Origin of the sequence: Burkholderia sp. 9775_39 (assembly GCF_015712225.1) — a bacterium.
Lineage (GTDB): Bacteria > Pseudomonadota > Gammaproteobacteria > Burkholderiales > Burkholderiaceae > Burkholderia > Burkholderia cenocepacia.
On record NZ_JACCQC010000030.1, the window covers coordinates 1 to 18,423 of the forward strand.

7 protein-coding genes are annotated in these 18,423 nt (G+C 70.9%); 5 read left to right on the plus strand and 2 right to left on the minus strand.

Annotated elements, in window-relative coordinates:
• Positions 1-87 precede the first annotated feature (87 nt).
• From H0X90_RS29480 to H0X90_RS29500, 5 genes are all read left to right on the plus strand, one after another.
• Positions 88-486, plus strand: coding sequence for a winged helix-turn-helix domain-containing protein (locus tag H0X90_RS29480; protein ID WP_006485803.1), 399 nt, complete (start codon positions 88-90; stop codon positions 484-486).
• Positions 487-886: 400 nt separating this feature from the next.
• A complete protein-coding gene (sctQ, locus tag H0X90_RS29485) occupies positions 887-2,041 on the plus strand; it encodes a type III secretion system cytoplasmic ring protein SctQ (RefSeq protein ID WP_077189493.1) in 1,155 nt (384 codons plus the stop codon).
• Between the two features lie 3 nt (positions 2,042-2,044).
• A complete protein-coding gene (gene sctR, locus H0X90_RS29490) occupies positions 2,045-2,719 on the plus strand; it encodes a type III secretion system export apparatus subunit SctR (RefSeq protein WP_006480865.1) in 675 nt (224 codons plus the stop codon).
• Positions 2,716-3,501 (plus strand): lytic transglycosylase domain-containing protein, encoded by a 786-nt coding sequence (locus H0X90_RS29495; protein ID WP_058903311.1) that lies wholly within the window; start codon positions 2,716-2,718, stop codon positions 3,499-3,501. The genes sctR and H0X90_RS29495 overlap by 4 nt, the downstream gene beginning before the upstream one ends.
• Before the next feature lie 195 nt (positions 3,502-3,696).
• Positions 3,697-15,096, plus strand: a complete 11,400-nt coding sequence (locus H0X90_RS29500) for an LWXIA domain-containing protein (RefSeq protein ID WP_077189492.1) — start codon at positions 3,697-3,699, stop codon at positions 15,094-15,096.
• Positions 15,097-15,140: 44 nt separating this feature from the next.
• Here H0X90_RS29500 and asnB read toward each other — a convergent pair whose 3' ends face one another.
• Entirely contained in the window at positions 15,141-17,111 is a 1,971-nt protein-coding gene (asnB, locus tag H0X90_RS29505; RefSeq protein ID WP_006495899.1) for an asparagine synthase (glutamine-hydrolyzing), read from the minus strand.
• Positions 17,112-17,382: 271 nt separating this feature from the next.
• Positions 17,383-18,414, minus strand: coding sequence for an EscU/YscU/HrcU family type III secretion system export apparatus switch protein (locus tag H0X90_RS29510; protein WP_058903313.1), 1,032 nt, complete (start codon positions 18,412-18,414; stop codon positions 17,383-17,385).
• Between the last annotated feature and the right edge of the window lie 9 nt (positions 18,415-18,423).

An 18,423-nucleotide genomic window follows, 5' to 3' on the forward strand; every position in this document is an offset into this window, starting at 1 on the left:
CCGTTCCCCCCTGACAACCGCCCCCTGGCCCGAAAGTTGCAGCACAGGACCCCGCAAACACTCCTTTATGGACATGCGAGGGCCACCATGGATTGCAAATACCTGTACATCGACAACATAAAAATCAACTTCGTGCGCCGCACGATCGAAATCGACAACAAGGTCGTTGACGTCACGCCGCGCGAATTCGACGTCGTCGAATTCCTGCTCGACAACATGAACAAGATCGTGCCGCGGCAGGCAATCCAGGAAGCCGTATGGGGCCGCGAGCTCGGCGTGTCGTCACGCACGCTCGATACCCATATCTCGCGGATCCGTTCGAAGCTGCAGCTCGAACATGACAAGAACCTGCGAATCATCCCGATCTACGCGGTCGGCTATCGGCTGGTGCTGTTCGGTGCCGCGATGACGCACGTCGAACGCCACGACGCGGCGCCGATGCTGCGCACGGCGCCGCAACCCGCGATGGCCGCCGACTACGCGTAACGCTTCACCCGCGCGCCGCCCGCTCGCGGCGCGCCGGTCACGCTTGCCCCACCGCGCTGCGCGAATTCGCAGCCCCTCGCGGCCTGCCAGCCGGATGCGGCCTGCACGCCGCCCGGCCCGCCAGCCAGTCGCGCCCCAACCGCCGCCTCCCGGCGGCGGTTGCTTTCGAGGCCAGCCGTCGCGTCGCCCACTTCGGCGCACTCGGGCGCGCTCCACCGCACTTCGTCGCGCTTCGTAGCGCCCCGCTCCCGCCGCCTCCGCACGATGTGCGCGACTACGGATTCCGGCGCGGCACACGGCCATCGCCGTCCCTACAATCGACGCAGCAGCCGCGCGCCCCCGGCGCCGCCGGCATCAGAACTACCCGTCGAACCAACGCCGAATCCGCCCCGATCCCGCCGTGCCTGCGCTGTTCCTGACGAATGCCGACGCCGGCGACGCCGCGAACCGGGCCATGCCCGCCGCTTCCCCGCCGTCCGCCGCCGTGCCGGCCGCGGTCGCGCTCGACGCGTCGCCCTACCTGCCGCGCCTGTCCGCCGCCGCCGCGCGCGGGCTGTCGCATGCGTACGGCGCGACCGGCGCCGTCCCGGTCACGCTCGGCGAGCACGCGTACGAGGTGCGCTGGCGCGTCGACGCCGAGCCGGCCGTCGATGCGCACGCGTACCGCTTCGTCGTCGGCCCGGCCGCCGGCACGCTGTGGATCGACCCGGTCGCGGAAACCGAATGGCTCGGCGACGCGGCCGACCCCGCGGTCCCGGCCGTGATCCGAGCGGCGCTGCTCGCCGACCTGTGCGCGCCGCTCGCTGCGGTGCTGCAGGCAGCAACCCGGCAGCGCGTGGCGTTGCTGCCGCCGCCCGACGGCGCACCGGCCTGGGATGCATCGCCGGCCGCGCTGCGGTTCGAGCTGCGACGCGCCGACGCCGCGTGGCGCTGCCACGGCGCGCTGCTGTTCGACGCGCCGGACGCGCTGGCCGTGTTCTTCGCGACCGCGCCGGCCGCGCTCGCCGACGCGCGCGCGACCTACGCGAGCCTGCCCGTGCCGCTCGTGTTCGAAATCGGCCGCACCGAGCTGACGACGGCCGAGCTGGCCGACGTCGTCGGCGGCGACATCATCGCGATCGAGCGCTGGCAGGCGCACGAGCAGAACCTGCTGTGCGTCGCGCGGCTGCCGGCCGCGCCGGCGTGGGAGATCACCGGACGGCCGTCGGGCAACCGGCTCACCGTCGAACGAATCAGGGAGATGCCTTTGGAACCGACCCGCACCGACTCCGCCCCGCCGACGACGCACGACGCGCCGCCCGGCGACGCGCCACGCTCGCTCGACGGCCTCGCGGTCGACCTGCGCTTCGAGCTGCCGCCCACGTCGATGCCGTTGGGCGAACTGAGCACGCTGCAGCCGGGCGCCGTGATCGAGCTGCAGCAAGGGATCAACCAGAGCGTGATCCATCTCGTCGCGAACGGGATGCTGATCGGCACCGGCCACCTGATCGCGGTCGGCCAGAAGCTCGGCGTGCGCGTCGTCACGCTGACGCAACCCGCGCCGCGCGAGCGCTGAACGATGGGCAACCTGCCGAATCCGGTCGCGCTGATCGCGGTGATCGCCGCGCTCGGCATCGCGCCGTTCGCGGCGCTGATGGTGACGAGCTACACGAAGCTGGTGGTCGTGCTCGGCCTGCTGCGCTCCGCGCTCGGGATCCAGCAGGTGCCGCCGAACCTCGTGCTGAACGGCATCGCACTGATCCTGTCGCTGTTCATCATGGCGCCCGTCGGAATGTCGATCCGCGATGCGCTGCAGGCGCGCCACTTCGATGCGTCGGGGCAGTTGTCGACCTCGGACATCGGCGCGCTCGCCGATGCCGCGCTGCCGCCGATCAAGGATTTCCTCGTGTCGCATACGCGGCAGCGCGACCGCGAATTCTTCGTGCGCACCGCGACGTCGGTCTGGCCGAAGAACCGCGCGGACGGCATCAAGGACGACGACCTGCTCGTGCTGGTGCCAAGCTTCACGCTCGCCGAGCTGACGAAGGCGTTCCAGATCGGCTTCGTGATCTACATCGTGTTCATCGTCGTCGACCTGCTGGTCGCGAACATCCTGCTGGCGCTCGGGATGCAGATGATCTCGCCGACCACGATCTCGGTGCCGTTCAAGCTGCTGTTGTTCGTCGCGCTCGACGGCTGGTCGCTGCTCGTGCACGGGCTCGTGCTGTCGTACCGCGTGGCGGGGGCGGGATGAACGCGCGCCGCCTGCGCACCGCCGCCGCGTGCCTGTGCGCGCTGGCCCTGCTCGCGCTCGCGTGCCTGCCACCGCGCGTCGCGCAGGCAGCCGGCGGCGCCGGTTTCGCGCAACTGGCGCGCGCCTGCGCGCCGAACGTCGATCCCGCGACGCTCGCCGCGCTCGTGCGTACCGAGTCGGGCTTCAATCCGTACGCGATCGGCGTGGTCGGCGGGCACCTGACGCGCCAGCCCGCGTCGCTCGACGAGGCGCGCGCGACCGCGCGCGAACTGTCGTCGCGCGGCTTCAGCTACAGCGTCGGCCTCGCGCAGGTCAACGAACGCAATTTCGCGAAATACGGGCTCGACGAAGCGACGATGTTCGAGCCGTGCCGCAACCTGCAGGCCGGCGGCGCGATCCTGACCGAGTGCTTCGCGCGCTCGTCGGGCACCGGCCGCGCGACGCAGGCCGCGTTGCGCGCGGCGCTGTCGTGCTACTACAGCGGCAACTTCACGACCGGCTTCTCGAGCGGCTACGTGAGCCGCGTCGTCGCGAGCGCACAGCGCAATGCGCGCGAAGGCGGCGTCGAACCGATCCCCGTCGTGACCGACACGCCGCCGCCGGAACGCCAGCGGCGCATGGCCGCGGCCGCCACGACGCCGCCCGAACGCGCGCGCCGCCTGCCGTCGCCCGCCGCGTCCGCCGATGCGCCGTCGTGCCATGCGCGCCCGGTGGTGATGATGTGCCGCGGGCTGCCGGCGAACCAGGCGAAGCGGCTGTGCGTGCGGTGTCTCGATCAGTAAGCAGGCCCGTACCCTCGTTCCCGCCGCCTCGCGTCGCCGCCGTTCGTAGCGACGACCCGGCGGCGCGCGCGCATCGGCGGCGCGCTACGAAACGCGCTGCGTCACCGCGGTGCATGCCTTTCTACACTCCAAGCTTGACCGTAATGGCATCGTAATGCGCGCCCCGTCGAGCGCGGCGCGACCGGGAGGAGTTTGATGCTGGATATCGACGGCGTCGGCATGGGCGCCAACTGGATGGCGTTCCTCGAGCGCACGCTCGAAGCCGAACGCGCGAAAGCGGCAAGCCAGGCCGCGCAGCAATCGGGCGACCCGTCGAAACAGCAGACCGCCACGCCCCCGCCGCCGCCGATCACGGTGCAGGTCACGCCCGATACGGACCCGTCGAAGCCGACCAATGCCGAAATCGCGTCCGCGACCTCGCTGATCAGGAGCCTGGCCGAACAGTACCGGCCCAAGCCGCCCGACATCACGGTCGACGATCCGCTGACCCAAGCCGCGCAGACCGCGATCCAGGGCGCGCAGACGCAATACGACAACGCGCTGCAGGACGAGCAGGACAAGCAGACCGCGCTGACCCACGCGAAGAACGATCCGTCCACGACGAAGGACGCGCTCGCCAGCGCGCAAACCGCCTACGACAACGCGCACCAGGCCACCGCGAAAGCGGAAAAGGAGCTGGACGTCACGACCGACGCCGGCTACATGATCGCGTACGCGCAGCAGGCCGATCACGACAACGAAGCGCTCGATCCGAAACGGGCGGGCTCCGCGCAAGCCGACGCGAACGCGGCGCTCGACCGGCTGAAGGCGGCGGTCCCGGGCATCGACGATCCGGCCAAGGTGTCGCCGCGGGACGACTGGACGCCGCAGCAGAAGCAGGCCTACGACGCGTGGCAGAAGGCGGACGCGAAGCTGTCCGAAGCGAAGGCGCTTCACAACGCCGACATCGCGAATTCGAACCTCGCGTTCGCCCAGTTGCAGTCGTATGGGTCGAACGGCGATTACGCGGATGCGATGGATGCCGGCATCGCGCGTATCAACAAGCAGCTCGCGCCGCTCGATCGCGTGATCGACGTGCCGCCGGCGCTGAAGCCCGACGAGGCCCGGACGCAACTGACGCAGAGCGCCGACGACGCGAACTATGCGAACGCATGCCTGAATGCGGCGACCGACGCGGCGAAGGTCGCCGACATCCAGGGCACGTACAACGCGGTGTCCGGCAAGTACGGGCCGACCGTGATGAGCACGACGGTCGCCGCGCAGCAGGACCTGCTGAACCATGCGCAGGCCAGCGCGCGCGTGAGCGGCGGGTATCTGCAGATGCTGTATGCGAATCGCCAGGTCGACGAACAGCAGAAGAACTACGACGCCACGCAAAAGAGCGCGACGCAATGGCGCCGCGACCATCCCGGCGTCAAGCTGATGGACCCGCGCGCCGATCTCGGCGTCGAAGACGCGGCCACGCAGCTGTGGAAGGTGAAGGATGCCGCGAGCGTCGCGCACGACGGCTATGTCGCCGCGTACGGCAACGCGCTCGCGATCCACTACGACGATATCGCCGCCGGCGTGCAGAATCGGTACGACCACCGGACGATGTGCATCGCGAACGATCCGACGCCGCTCGAGATCAAGGGCCTGAAAACGATCGCGTCCGCGCTGCATCAGGCAGACGAGCGGATGACCGCGTCCGTCAACGAGCGCGCGACGAAGCAGGCGCTCGCCGATGCACAGGCGAAGCAGCAGGACCTGAAGATCAAGGTCGACGGGCTGCAGGCCCAGTACGACCAGTGGAACCGCGATCACGGCATCGGGCCGACGCCGAGCGTGTTTTCCGTCGCGACACCGCAGGGGACGCCGAAGAACATCCCGTTGACGGCGCCGGTGCCGTTCGTCGTCAATCAATACGCGAAGCCGCTTGCCGATGCGCTCGCGGAACTCGATCAGGCGAACCGGGACGTCCAGCACGCGCAACTGCGCAGCGAAACGTTCCATCAGCAGGTGCTGTTCAACGAATTCGACGAGCATCTCGACGAGCGGCTGCGCAATCCGAAGACCGAATCCGATCAGAAGGACTACGCGAAGGCGCTGTCCGACTTCTTCGGCGCGCACCGCAGCGAGCTGTCGCAGTCGCTGCTCGACAAGGCCGGCGACGCGACGCGGCGCGGCACGCGGATCGACTTTGGCCTGCTGGACCCGACGGAGCAGCGCAACCTCGTCGGCGTCGCGATCGGCCTGTCGCCGGACCGCGCGACCGGCGACCCGCACGCCGCGCAGTTCAGCGACGGCAAGAAGCTCGAATCGATCGACAAGGTTCGCGACGAACTGCTGAAGGTGGGCGGCGGCAAAGGCACGCGCGTCAACGTGATGCCGATCGTCTATGCGTCGAAGGACGCCGGCCTGGTCACGAGCGCGATCTTCAAGGTCACGAACGAGAACGGCGACACGCACTACGTCGACGATCAGGGCGCGAAATACTCGAGCATCGACAACTTCATCGACGACAACTCGCTGTCGTCGGACGGCACGCTCGACATCGCGACCGGCTACGACGCGAACGGCACCGCGCGGATCGACCCGCACAACACCGCGCACGACGACAGCTGGTGGGAAAGCGTGATGCACACGTTCGGTTCCGGCGACGTGAACCTCGGGATGCTGCTCGGCGGGATCGCGCTCGAAGTCGGCGGCGGCCTGCTCGACGCGACGGTATTCGGCGCGCCGCTCGGCGTCGCGCTCAACGTGGCCGGCACCGGGCTGATCTATACGTCGGCGGCGGCAGCCGTCGCGAACTCCGGCTACGACCTCGCCAATCGCATCCAGCACGATCGCACAATCAGCCCGCTCGATGCGGAAGCGCGCGCCGATTACCTGAACCTGGTGCCGGCCGGCGTCGGCGGCGTCGGCAAGATCGCCACGCTGCTGAACGATTCGAAGGGGCTCGCGACCTTCGTGCGGCGCGCGACGACGGTCACCGGTCTCGGCGGCGCGGCGGAAGCCGGCGTGCAGTTCGTACACGATGCGGTGACGGGTCATACGGACCGGCTCGCCGGCGATGCGTCGTCGTTCATACTGAATCTCGGCCTCGCGCAAGGTCACCAGAAGCTCAAGGCCGTGACGACCGGCATCGTGCGGCGTACCGGCGGCTTCGGCGGCCGCGACCTGAACAACCAGGCCGTACAGATCGGCGACCAGACCGTGCGCATCGGCCAGAGCCGCTACACGGCGACCAACACGCTGCGGCTCGGCCGTACGCGCGCGACCATCGACGGCCGCAGCGTGACCGTGGCCGGCGACGGCACGCTGATGGTCGGCAAGCGCGTGCTGACCTACGAAGGCGTGCCGATCCGCGTGTTGAGCCGCGCGAATGCGGTGAATACCGGCGCACGCGGCAAGACCGGCACCACCGCGTTCGTCGACCACGAAGGCCGCATCACGATCGCGGAACGCGTCGACGGCTCGTGGCGCACCCTCGAGCGCACGCGCTTCAACCGCTACGGTACCGATGGCCGCATCACGGCCGGCCGGGACGGCAGCCTGACGCTGTCCGACGGCATCGAGCTGCGCGCGCCGAGTCAGGTCGGCACGCCGCGCGGCGCGGGCCCGGCGCCCGCCACGCCGACGGCCGCGCCGCCGCACGACGATGGCGCCCGCACGAACGCGGCCCGCGCGACCCCGTCCACGCTGCGCGCGGCAGCGGACCCGACGGCGGCCGTGGCCGAGCCGGCCGCCGCGACGTCGCGCGCGACCGCGCAGGCAGGCCGCTCGTCCGCGCAGGTGCGCGAACGCGCCGCCGAGAACGACCAGGATGCACGCACCGCATCGCGCGCGGATCGCCGCAGCGGCGACGCGCGGACGATCCAGTACCGGCGGGTCGCCGATCCGGCCGAAGCCGGCGCCGGCGGGCCGCTCGAACCGCTGACGTTTCGCCAGCGCGTCGCCTGGACCGTCCTCCATGCGATCGAATCCTCCCCGCTCGCGCCGGGCTTCGCCGCCCGCAAGGCGGACGTCGCGGTCGCGCCCGGCGGGCCGCGCGTCGAGCAGCACAGCTATGGCGGGCGCACGCTGTTCGTCGTGCGCAACGGCCGCCCGGACGCGCCGCTGACACGCCCGGACGGCACGCCGTTGTCCGGCCACGAACTCGCGCTCGACGCGCGCCACGGGCTGCCGGCGCCGTCCCGGCTCGACGAACCGATCGTGCTCGTCGCGGAAGGCGCGGAGGCCGGGCTGGCCCCCGAACTCGCGAACGTCTGGAACCGTCCGGTATTCGTCGCACCGCGCGGCGCGCTCGCAGCGGACGGCACGATCCGCGCGACCAGCGGCTTCCTGCGCTTCGATCCCGCGCCGCATCCGGAGGTCGCGCTCGGGCCGCTGCGGGCGGACGGCCTGCAGGTATTCCATGCGGACAGCGGCAAGCCGGTGGACCTGAACGAGCATCTCGGCGCGCTGCTCGGCTTCGGCGCGCACAAGGGCGGCTTCGCGCTCGGCCGGGATGCGGTCGTCGCCCTCTACGAGGATTTCAGCACGCGCGCCGAACAGCAGGCCAGCGCCGGCGCCGAACGCGCGGCGCTCGCGTTGCTGCGGCGTCGCTACGATCTCCCGACCGTCGCGATGGACGGCCCGTTTTCGCACGCCGGCCGCGTCGCGGTGCTGTACCAGCCGCGCGGCGGACTGCATACCGGCGATGCCGGGCGCGGCCTGCTGCCGACGACGCTCGACCCCGAATCGCTGCAGACCCTGCGCACGCTGCGCGACGCGATTCAGCAGGACCGGCTCTATTTCGATCCGCAAGGCGTGTATCGCGACGGCCGGCTGCTGCTCGCGGATCCCGGCCCGATCGAGACCCACAGCGACGCGTATCGTCAGACCCTCGCGGACGTCGACGATCAGATCACGCTGCTCGAACGCGGGATCGAGCGCGGCGACGTGAAGCTCAAGCGCCCGGACGTGCAGATGCGTGCCGGCGGCGCGCCGCTGCCGAACCAGGTCAACGCGTTCGCCGAACAGTCGGGCACGCTCGCGCAGCAGATGCGCCTGCTCGGCAGCGACCGTTCGCGCGTGAACGCCGCCGGCAAGCGTCCGGGCGGCGGCCGCTACACGCGCAAGGCGCTCGAAGCCGAGGCGAGCCGGCAGCTCAATGCATTCGAGGCCCGCTACGACGTCGATCTCGGCAGTCGCGCCGACGCGCATCCGCGCGATGCGGGCGATCCGCCGAACGACCACGGCGGCCGCGACAAGCCGCGCGACGACGCGCCGCGCTCGATGCGCGAGATCCAGGCGCAGCGCGTCGCGTGGTCGCGCGCGCACGTCGAGCGCAACGCGTCGCCGTTCGGCGCCGCGACGCCGGCGCTCGACGCGCTGGGGCTCAGGCGGCGCGGCCTCGTGTCGATGGATGAAGCCGACCGTCTCGCGATCGTCCATGCCGACACGCAGCCCGACGGCACGCTGCTCGGCCCCGACGGCCGGCCGATCGATCCGCACGGCTTCTCGCTGCTGTCGGATGCGCCGTACGCCGGCCAGCGCGTGGTGATCCTGGCCGCGCGGCACGCGAACGAAGGCGCGGCCGCGCAACTGGCGAACCTGTGGCAACGCCCCGTCTACGCGGTGCATCCGGACGCCGTCGGCGCAGACGGCGGACTGACCGACCTGTCCGGCATGAACCGCTACGTGCCGGCCGCTTACGAGCAGCCGGCGCTCGGCGAGCTGTCGGTCACCGGCGGCCAGCTGCACGTCGCGGGCGATCCCGCGCGCACCGTCGATCCCGCCGACCATCTCGGCCCGCTCGTCGGCTCGGGGCTCTACAAAACGGTATTCGACGGCGGCACGGGCCAGGCGATCGGCTTCTTCCGCGACACGTCGCCGGACGGCGTGGAAGTCGCGCACGAGGAAATCGGCGCCGAACAGGGCGGCCTGCGTGAACTGAAACGGCTCGACCTGCCCGTCAGCACGGTCGACGGACCGTTCTCGCACCTGGGCCGGGTCGGCGTCGTGTACAAGCCGGCGGCACTGCTGAGCAGCGCCGCGATGGAAAAAGGGCTCGGCCTGCCCGGCGTGGTCCGGCGCAGCGGTCTCGACGATCTCGCGAACATTCGCAACGTCACGCAGCGGCACGGGCTGCTGTACGACTTCCAGGTACTGTTCGGCCGCCATGGCGAAGTGCTGCTGCACGACCCCGGCCAGGTACTGCACAAGGCGGACCCGGAAGGCGACGTCGTCGAGCGGATCGACGGCGTCATCGACACGATCCAACGCGGCATTGCGACGGGCCGCATTCGCCTCGCCCATCCCGCCTACGCCGAAAGCGGCGCGTACGCGCAACGCCCGGGCATGCTCGGGCGCGTCGTGCAGCGGTTCCGCGGCCGCGTGCTGCTGATGCGCGCGCACGCGATCGCGCGACAGTCGCCGACCTTCCGCGCGCAGATGCGGCTGGCCCGCAGCGACGGCTGGACGATCCGCGTCGGTACGCCGGGCGGCGGTCATTACGCGGACGCGGACACGCGCACGATCGTACTCGACGGCAATACGCGCCGCGCCGGCACGCTCGTATTCGTGTGGGGCCACGAACTGCAGCACAGCGTCGATCTCGCGACCGGCGCGCTGGCCGCCGAGCACGCCAGCCCCGAAGCCGCCGTGGCCGCGCTGCTGAAGTCGGATGCGCGCGCGGAGGTCAACGCGTACACGATCCGCAACGAAATCCTCGCCGCCGGCGGGCCCGACATCGCGACCCACGCGACGTTGCCCGACGCGCTCGCCCGGGCGACCGAGCATGCGCTGACGAGCCGCGACCCGGCCGCGCTCGACGCCCTCGCGGACACGTTCGGCGACATGCGCACGTCGACGCCCGGCAATCCGACCTATCGCGAGTACTACGGCGAACAGGTTCGCGCGGCGGCCGGACGCCCCGTCGCGGCACGGCTCGCCGCGCCGGCACGCGCCCGCCTTGCGGTCGACGGCAACGCGATGAAGCACGCACGCGCGTGGCTCGACGCGCGCGACATGCGCACGCTGACGCGCGCCGAAGGCCAGCACGCGCCCACGCTCGGGCACCTGGTGCAGCAGACCGGCACCGACACGGCGCTGCTGATCGCGCGGGCCGGCCAGCCGACGCCCGACGCGCCGCCGACGTTCGTCGCGACGGCGCACGTCGATGCGAATGGCGCGATCCAGCGCCTGCGCTTTCTCGGCAACGCGCTGAACGCCGAGGAGCGACAGGCGCTGAAGCAGGCGCTGTCGAGCGCGATGGAACGCAGCGATCCGGCCGGCACCGCCGCCGCGCGGCGCGCGTTCGATTTCCATGCGTCGCCCGTCACGCACCGCGAACTGGTCGCGCTCGGCGGCCCGGCGAAGGTCAAGCCCGCGCGTGAAGGCGAGACGGTCGAATTCACGCGGAACGGGCGCGTGCGCGACGCGTACGTCGATGCGATCGACGCGCTGTCGAATGCGCCGCATTTCGCACGCGCGAAACAGGCCGTCGCGGCGGCCGGCCACGCCGACACGATCTACGTCGTCGACAAGGCGACCGGCAAGATCGCCGGTCATGCGCGCTACGACTCGGCCACCGGTGTCTGGCAATACCGGGAAAACGCCCCGCATGCACGGACTCACGTGACGGAGCGGCCGCTCGCCGCCGCGTATCCGCAGCGCGACCGCATCCGGTTGCGGCCGAACGGCAAACTGCACGGCGTGCCGCTCACGCGGGCCCGCACGCGCGGCATGACGTTCTTCGTCAGCAGCGTCGAACCGGCCACGCTGGCGCGGGTCGGCGACCGCTTCGACGCGCCGCGACCACCGAAGAAGGACAAGACGGAAGTCCTGCCGCGCCGCGGCCTGCACTATGGCGGCCATGTGGCGATCAGCGGCATGCACGGCCTGCGGCGCCGCTTCGCGTCGCTGACCGGCACGGGCGCCGCGATCGCACTGCGCCGCGCCCGCGCGATCGCGACGCTCGGCCGCGCATCGTCAGCCACGCGCCCGCTGCCCGCCGGCGGCACGCGCACGCCCGCGACCACCGCGCTGGCGCCGGCGCCCCGCGCGTTCGAAGCCGGGCTGCTGCCCGCCGCGTCCGGTCATGCGCTGGATTTCAGCGGTCACAACGTCGTGCACCTGCTCAGTCTCGCGAAAGCGCGCGGCCTCGTGCCCGGCAAGCATTTCATCTACGTGTATGGCGGCGGCGAGCGCATCGCGTACCGGCTCGGCAAGCCGCGCGCGGTGATCACGGCCAACGCGCAAGGCGAACTGACCTGGCATGACAACTGGCGCAAGCCCGACAGCCCCGGCGTGCCGCTCGACGCGTCGCCGATCGGCGGCGGCCCGTACGGCGGCGATACCCATCTGCTGCTGACCGAACTCGCGCCGGATGCGCTTGCGGAGCACGCGCGCGGCACCCGGCTCAAGACGCTCGAGACCCGCCTCGCAACCGTCGACGCATGGGCGAAAGACCCGTCGCCGCACATGTCCGACGCGCGGCGCGACTGGGGCGCGACCGAGGCGCGGCGGCTGCGGTCGCAACGCCACGCGGCGCTGCAGTCGATCCGCCGCGCGAACGCCGCGGCCGCGCGCAACGGGCAAGCGGCATCGGGCCATCCGGTGCTCGACGTGCGCACCTATCAGCCGTCGCTCGTCAGCACGACGCAGGTCGAATCGCTGCAGCGCTATGGCGACGGCAACGCGTCGGCCCTGCTCGCGCACTACGACCGGATCGACGCGCTCGTGCAGCACGCGCGCGATCCGCGCGCCGCGCCGCTCGAACTCGACGATGCGGTCAACGGCGTGCCGCCCGCGATCATGGCCGACGCCCAGGCGTTGCGCGACACCGGCATGCCGCTGTACGTCGCGCGCGACTGGTCGGGCGGCGGCTCGCGCTATGCGCCGATCCCGCTCAGAAGAAAGGTGCTGAGCCGTTTCAGCACCGCGCTCGCGACCGATCGCGCGCTGCGCCGGCGCCTCCTCGCCGCCGATCCCGCGTACCAACAGCGCGTGGTGCCGATGAGCCGCGCGTTCCGGCTCTCTGACGATCCCGCGAAATTCGTCGCGCAGATCGAGCGGCACGGCGGCGTGATGCCGGCCGTGACGATCGTGATCGACCCGCACACGCTCGCGGCCACGCGCGGCGCGAAGCACGACCCCGCCGTCGTGCACGACGCGAAGTCGATCGGCGACCACAAGGACGCGACGATCGACTACTGGACCGGCACGATCACCGGTGCGAACGGCAAGTCGATGCGTATCGACGACCTGGCCGAGCAATACGTGCACAACTGGCTCGATGCGTCGTCGAAGGCCGGCTTCCTGCTGCGCTTCGAAATGGCGCCGGCGCGGGCGCTGGTGTCGTCCGTCGACCACCGGCATCAGCCCGGCTCCAACACCGGCTATCACGACCACGCGCGGCTCGGCGCGCTGCTCGAATCGTGGAACCGGACGCACCTCGGCCAGCCCGCGCCGCACGTGATGGTGACGTTCCACGGCTGGGATACGGTGCCGGAGCCCGCGTCCGGCGCGAGCCACCTGGAACTCGCGAAATCGCTGCTCGACCATCCGGCGCTGCCGTGGGTGCACGTCGGCCTGTCGTACGCGACGCATGGCTCGGACTTCGTCGCGAACCAGGAACTGACGACCGCGCTCGCGACGCTGCTCGTCGAGCGCGCCAGGGCCAACGACCCGACGCTCGCGCGACTGCACGGCGCCGACGCGCTGACGCGCGTATACGACCGCGTCGACCGCACGACGCTGATGAACCAGCACGGCCTGCTGCTCGCGGAAGTCGACCGCATCGGCCGGGCGCGCGGCATGTCGCCCGCGCGGCTCGCGGCGTTGCGCCAGCAACTGTACGAAGGCAACACCACGCAACTGCTGCATCGCGCCCGCTATGCGACGTCGCGCTTCGCGGCGGACCGCTGGGCCGCCGACCCGCGCCGCGCGCCCGCGGCCAGCGACGCCGCCCGGATGTTTACCGAACGATGGCTCACCGACGTCGGCGCGCGGCTCACGGCGCCGGAACAGATCGTCACGACGGACGGCGGCGGCGCCGGTGTCGAACCGCTGCAGGCCTGGCGCGAAACCGTCATTGCGCCCGCGCTCGTCGCGGCCGATACGCAGCCGATCAGCGAAAGCCGGCTCGTCAGCGCGCAGACGAACGAGCCGATGCGTCCGGACGATCCGCTCGCCGCGGCCGCGGAACTGCATGCGCTGCGCCTGCATCAGCCGGACAGCTGGATCGCCGCGCTGCTGAACCGCAAGAACCTGCTGTCGATCGCGATCGGCGCGGGGGCCGGCTTCGCGGTCCATCACTTCGGCCTGACGCCGGACAAGTTCAAGCAGGCCGCGAACGCGGCGTTCGTCGGCGTGCGGACCGGCCGGCTCGTGCAGGCCGTGCACCAGGACACCGTGCGCGCGCTGCAAAGCGGCGACCCGCGGCTGTTCGATCGCGTGATCGACCGCTTCGTCGACGGCCTGAACAATCAGCTCGACGCGCACCAGATGCATGCCGAGCAGCGCAACGCGTCGCTGATCCTGCTCGCCGAGAGCGCGCGGGCGAAGATTCATCTCCAGCTGGAATTGCACAAGGCCGCGTCGCTGCCGGCGGACAAGACGCTGGAATACACGAAGATGATCGCCAACGACATGCTCCAGCAGATGCAGGGCGTGCTCGCGGGCACCTCGATCCAGCAGCTGCATTACGGCAATCCGCGCCGCTTCATGGGCAAGGCCGGACGCGCCGCCGCGATTGCCGGCTATGCGAGCCTCGGCGAGCTGTCGCTGCATGCGCTGCTGCAGAATCCGTCGGTGGTGCCGGCGCTGGGCGCGGCCGGCGCGCTGCTCGGCATCACGTATACCGGCCTCGTGCAGGGCAGCGCGTTCGCGCACCTGAGCATCGAACGGCGTAGCCGCGTCGTGCGGGGCATCGACCTGATGTCGGATCTCGCGAGCATCGCCGGCGGTGCGATCGCGCCATTCGTCGGCCCGCATCCCGCGATCCAGTCGGACTTGCCGATCGCGATTTCGTCGCTGTCGTCCGCGACGCTGCTCGCGCTCGCGCGCATCGACACGCATTTCCCGAACCTGCCGAAGCGGCTCACCGGCTCGATTCCGACGTCGCTCATGGTCGCGCCGATCCTGATCTATGTCGGCAAGTGGATCTACACCGCGTTCGAGGACGACGACGGCAAGGCGCCGCCATCCGGCACGCAGCAGCCGGGCGGCGGGGCGACCCAGCACGCCGTCGCGCCGTCGTCGGCCGCCACGCCGGGACACCCGGCGCCCGCCACGCATGCGGCGCAGCCGAGCGCGCCGCCGTCGCCTTCGGCGAGCGCCGCCTCGCCGTCCCGACCGCAACCGTCGCCAGGCACGCCGTCGAACCCGCCGTCGCCGTCGAACGCCCCGCAGCCCTACATCGTCGTCGACGGCGATTCGCTATGGGTGATCGCGGACCAGCATCGCCAGTCGCTGCTGGACGCCGCGCACGTATCGCGTGCCGACCAGCAGGCGATGACGCGCGGCGAACAGGATGCGCGTGCGCTGAAAGAAATCCTGCAGCTCAATCCGTCGGCCGCGCGCGATGCCACGCACTTGCCGGTCGGCACGCCGCTGGTGGTCGGATGACGGTCGGCCCGCCGCGCGTCACGGCGGCGGGCACGACGATGCCGTCACGCCGCGCGCTGCGCCTCCAGCCACGCCTGGAACATCAGCACCGTCCACAGCTGGTGCTGCCAGTTCATCCGGCCCGTCTGGTGCTGGCGCCACAGCCGCTCGACCGCCGCCGCATCGAAGAAGCCTTCTTCGCGCAGGCGCGACGGCCGCAGCAGCGCCTCGGCCCAGTCGCGCAGCGCGCCGCGCAGCCAGTGGTCGACGGGCGCGCAAAAGCCCTGCTTCGGCCGGTCGATCAGCGCGGACGGCACGTACCGGTCGAGCAGCCGGCGCAGCAGCGCCTTCGACTGCCCTTCGGGCAAGCGCACCGACGCCGGCACGCGCCACGCGAATTCGACGACGTGATGATCGAGGAACGGCATGCGCGTCTCGAGGCTCACGGCCATCGCCGCGCGATCGACCTTCGCGAGGATGTCGGTCGGCAGGTACGTGAGCGTGTCGATCGCCATCGCCTGCTCGGCGAAGCTCAGATGCGCGGGCCACGCGGACACCGTGTCGAGCGGCGTCGGCGGCTCCTGCCCCGACAGCGCGATGCGCTCCGGATGATGCACCGACGACATCAGCAGCCGGTACAGCCCGATGCGGCTTTCGGCCGTCATCACATGGCCGAGCTTGTGCAGGCGATCGCCGATGCGCGACGTCGATTCGCGCGCCTCCACGCCGCCGCCCCACGCGCCCTGCGCGACGGCTGCCAGCTGGTCCGCGTGGTCGGGCCGCAGCGCGTGCAACGCGGCGGCGATCCGCGCGCGCACGGCGCCCGGCACGCGATGCAGCTTGCGCCACAGGCGCGGCGTCAGGAAATAGCGCGTGTAGCCGCCGAACAGCTCGTCGCCGCCGTCGCCGGACAGGCTCACCTTCACGTGCCGGCGCGTCAGTTCGGAGACGAGAAAGGTCGGGATCTGCGACGCATCGGAGAACGGCTCGTCGTAGATCGACGGCAGCTTCGGCACGACGCCGAGCGCATGGTCGGCGGTCACGTAAAGCTCGGTATGGCGCGTGCCGAGATGGCGCGCGACGGCCTTCGCGTAACCGGCTTCGTCGTAGCCGGCCTCGTGGAAGCCGATCGTAAACGTGTCGACCGGCGTCGCCGATTGCGCCTGCATCAGCGCGACGATCGCCGACGAATCGACGCCGCCCGACAGGAACGCGCCGAGCGGCACGTCGGCCTCCATCTGCCGCGCGACGGCCTGCCGCAGGATCGCGTCGAGCTGGCCGACGGCTTCGTCGGGGGTGCCTTCGAACGGCTGCGCGCGGCCCGCCTCGATCGCCTGTTCGAGCGTCCAGTACGCGCGCAGGCGCGGCGTGTCGCGCGCATGTTCGAACTGGATGTACGTGCCGGGCGGCAGCTTGCGGATGCCGCGATAGATCGTGTAAGGCGCGGGCACGCTCGACTGGCGCAGGTACAGGCACAGCGCGTCGCGGTCGACCGTGCCGTCGAAGCCCGGGTAGCCGCGCAATGCCTTCAGCTCGGACGCGAACACCAGCGCGTCGCCGATCCGGCCGTAGTAGAGCGGCTTCTCGCCGATCCGGTCGCGTGCGAGCGTCAGCACCCGCGACGCGCGATTCCACAGCGCGAACGCGAACATGCCGGTCGCGCGGCGCAACGTGGCCTCGACGCCCCACGCGACGATCGCCGCGATCAGCACCTCGCTGTCGGAGTGGCCGCGCCACGCCGGTGCGCGCCCCGCACGCTCGAGCTCCGCGCGCAGTTCGCGATGGTTGTAGATTTCGCCGTTGAAGACGAGGACGTAGCGGCCGCACGCGGAAGCCATCGGCTGCCGGCCGTGCACCGACAGGTCGACGATCGCGAGCCGCCGGTGGCCGAGCGCGATGCCGGCCTCCGGGTCGACCCAGATCCCCTGCCCGTCCGGCCCGCGATGCGCGAGGCTCGCCGTCATTCGCGCGAGCGTGCCGCGCGCTGTCTCCTCATCGAAGGCGACGCTATTCAGAAAGCCGTCGATTCCGCACATTGATTTGTCTGCCCCTGTTGACCAGTTCCGTCACGCACCGCGCAACCTCGCGGCCCGCCGTCGGGCATGACGGTCGAGCCATATTACGAAGAAATAAATCAGCAATAATTCACCAGTGAATGTCGGCACCGTCCGGAAAAAAATGGACGTCAAGTGCCTCGTGCGGATGGTCGCGCAAGGGGCCATATCGAATCCGGTGAGCTGGCCGGCAAGCGTTGCGGATGAAAAAAGGGCCGTATGCCGACGGCAACGCCGCCACGCCACGCCGCCGTCAACCGGCGCCGGTCGCCCATTTCAGCAACTGCGCGACCTCGCGGAAATGCTGCGGCTGGATCGTGCCGTTCTCGGGCGTCGTCTCGTACAGCGCCTGCGCGAGCCCGACGTTCGCGAGCGTCGGGCGCAGCGCGTCGCGGGCGAGCCGCACGATCCGCTCGGCCGCGTCGCCCTCGCCGCGCGCGAGTACCCACGGCAGCGAGCCCATCCCGCCGTAGTAGAGCGCGACCGCGACGCGCGGCGAATAGACGACCACCGACGCGTAGCCGATCCGGTCGGGCAGCGACGCGAACTGCACTTCGCGCGCGAGCTGGCGGCGCTTCGCCTGGATGTGCGGATCGCCTTCGTCCTCCTTGTGCTCGCGCCGCACTTCGTCGATCGACATCTTCATCTTCTGGTTGAACTCGTGCCGCTGGTGCACGATGTCGATCAACGCCATCACGATGTAGATCAGCGCGGCCCAGCCGAACAGCAGCATCAGCAGCTTCACGATCAGCGCGAGGATCGAGACCGGCCGCGTGAAGCCCGACTGCACCGACGGATCGAGCGACTCGACGATCAGCCAGCCGAGCGTCGCGACGAGCAGCGCCGTCTTCAGCAACATCTTCGCGAGATTGACGAGGTTGCGCAGCGACCACAGGTTCTTCATCCCCTCGGCCGGGTTGAGCCGCGACAACTGCGGCACGAGGCGGCTCCACGCCATCACGCCGCCCACCTGCACGAAGCCCGCGAGCAACCCCGCCAGCAGCCCGGCCGCGACGATCTGCGCGGACAGCGTCGCCCAGTCGCGCGCGGCGCCGTCGATCAGCACCGCGAGCCGCGCGGCCGGATCGGCTGCGCCGACCGCGTCGAACACGAGCCGGAACAGCGCCTGCAACCGCGCGAACAGCGAACCGATGCCCACCGCGAGCGCCACGCACACGCCGACGAAGAACGCCGACGACACCGTTTCCGCGCTTTTCGGCACGTCGCCTTTCTCGCGCGCCTCGCGCAGGCGCTTCGCGGTCGGCTTCTGGTCCTTTTCGGCCATGTCGGCTCT

Coding starts and splice junctions, on each gene's coding strand:
- H0X90_RS29480 (WP_006485803.1), top strand. CDS start 88: ATGGATTGCAAATACCTGTACATCGACAACATAAAAATCAACTTCGTG.
- sctR (WP_006480865.1), top strand. CDS start 2,045: ATGGGCAACCTGCCGAATCCGGTCGCGCTGATCGCGGTGATCGCCGCG.
- H0X90_RS29495 (WP_058903311.1), top strand. CDS start 2,716: ATGAACGCGCGCCGCCTGCGCACCGCCGCCGCGTGCCTGTGCGCGCTG.
- H0X90_RS29500 (WP_077189492.1), top strand. CDS start 3,697: ATGCTGGATATCGACGGCGTCGGCATGGGCGCCAACTGGATGGCGTTC.
- asnB (WP_006495899.1), bottom strand. CDS start 17,111: ATGTGCGGAATCGACGGCTTTCTGAATAGCGTCGCCTTCGATGAGGAG.
- H0X90_RS29510 (WP_058903313.1), bottom strand. CDS start 18,414: ATGGCCGAAAAGGACCAGAAGCCGACCGCGAAGCGCCTGCGCGAGGCG.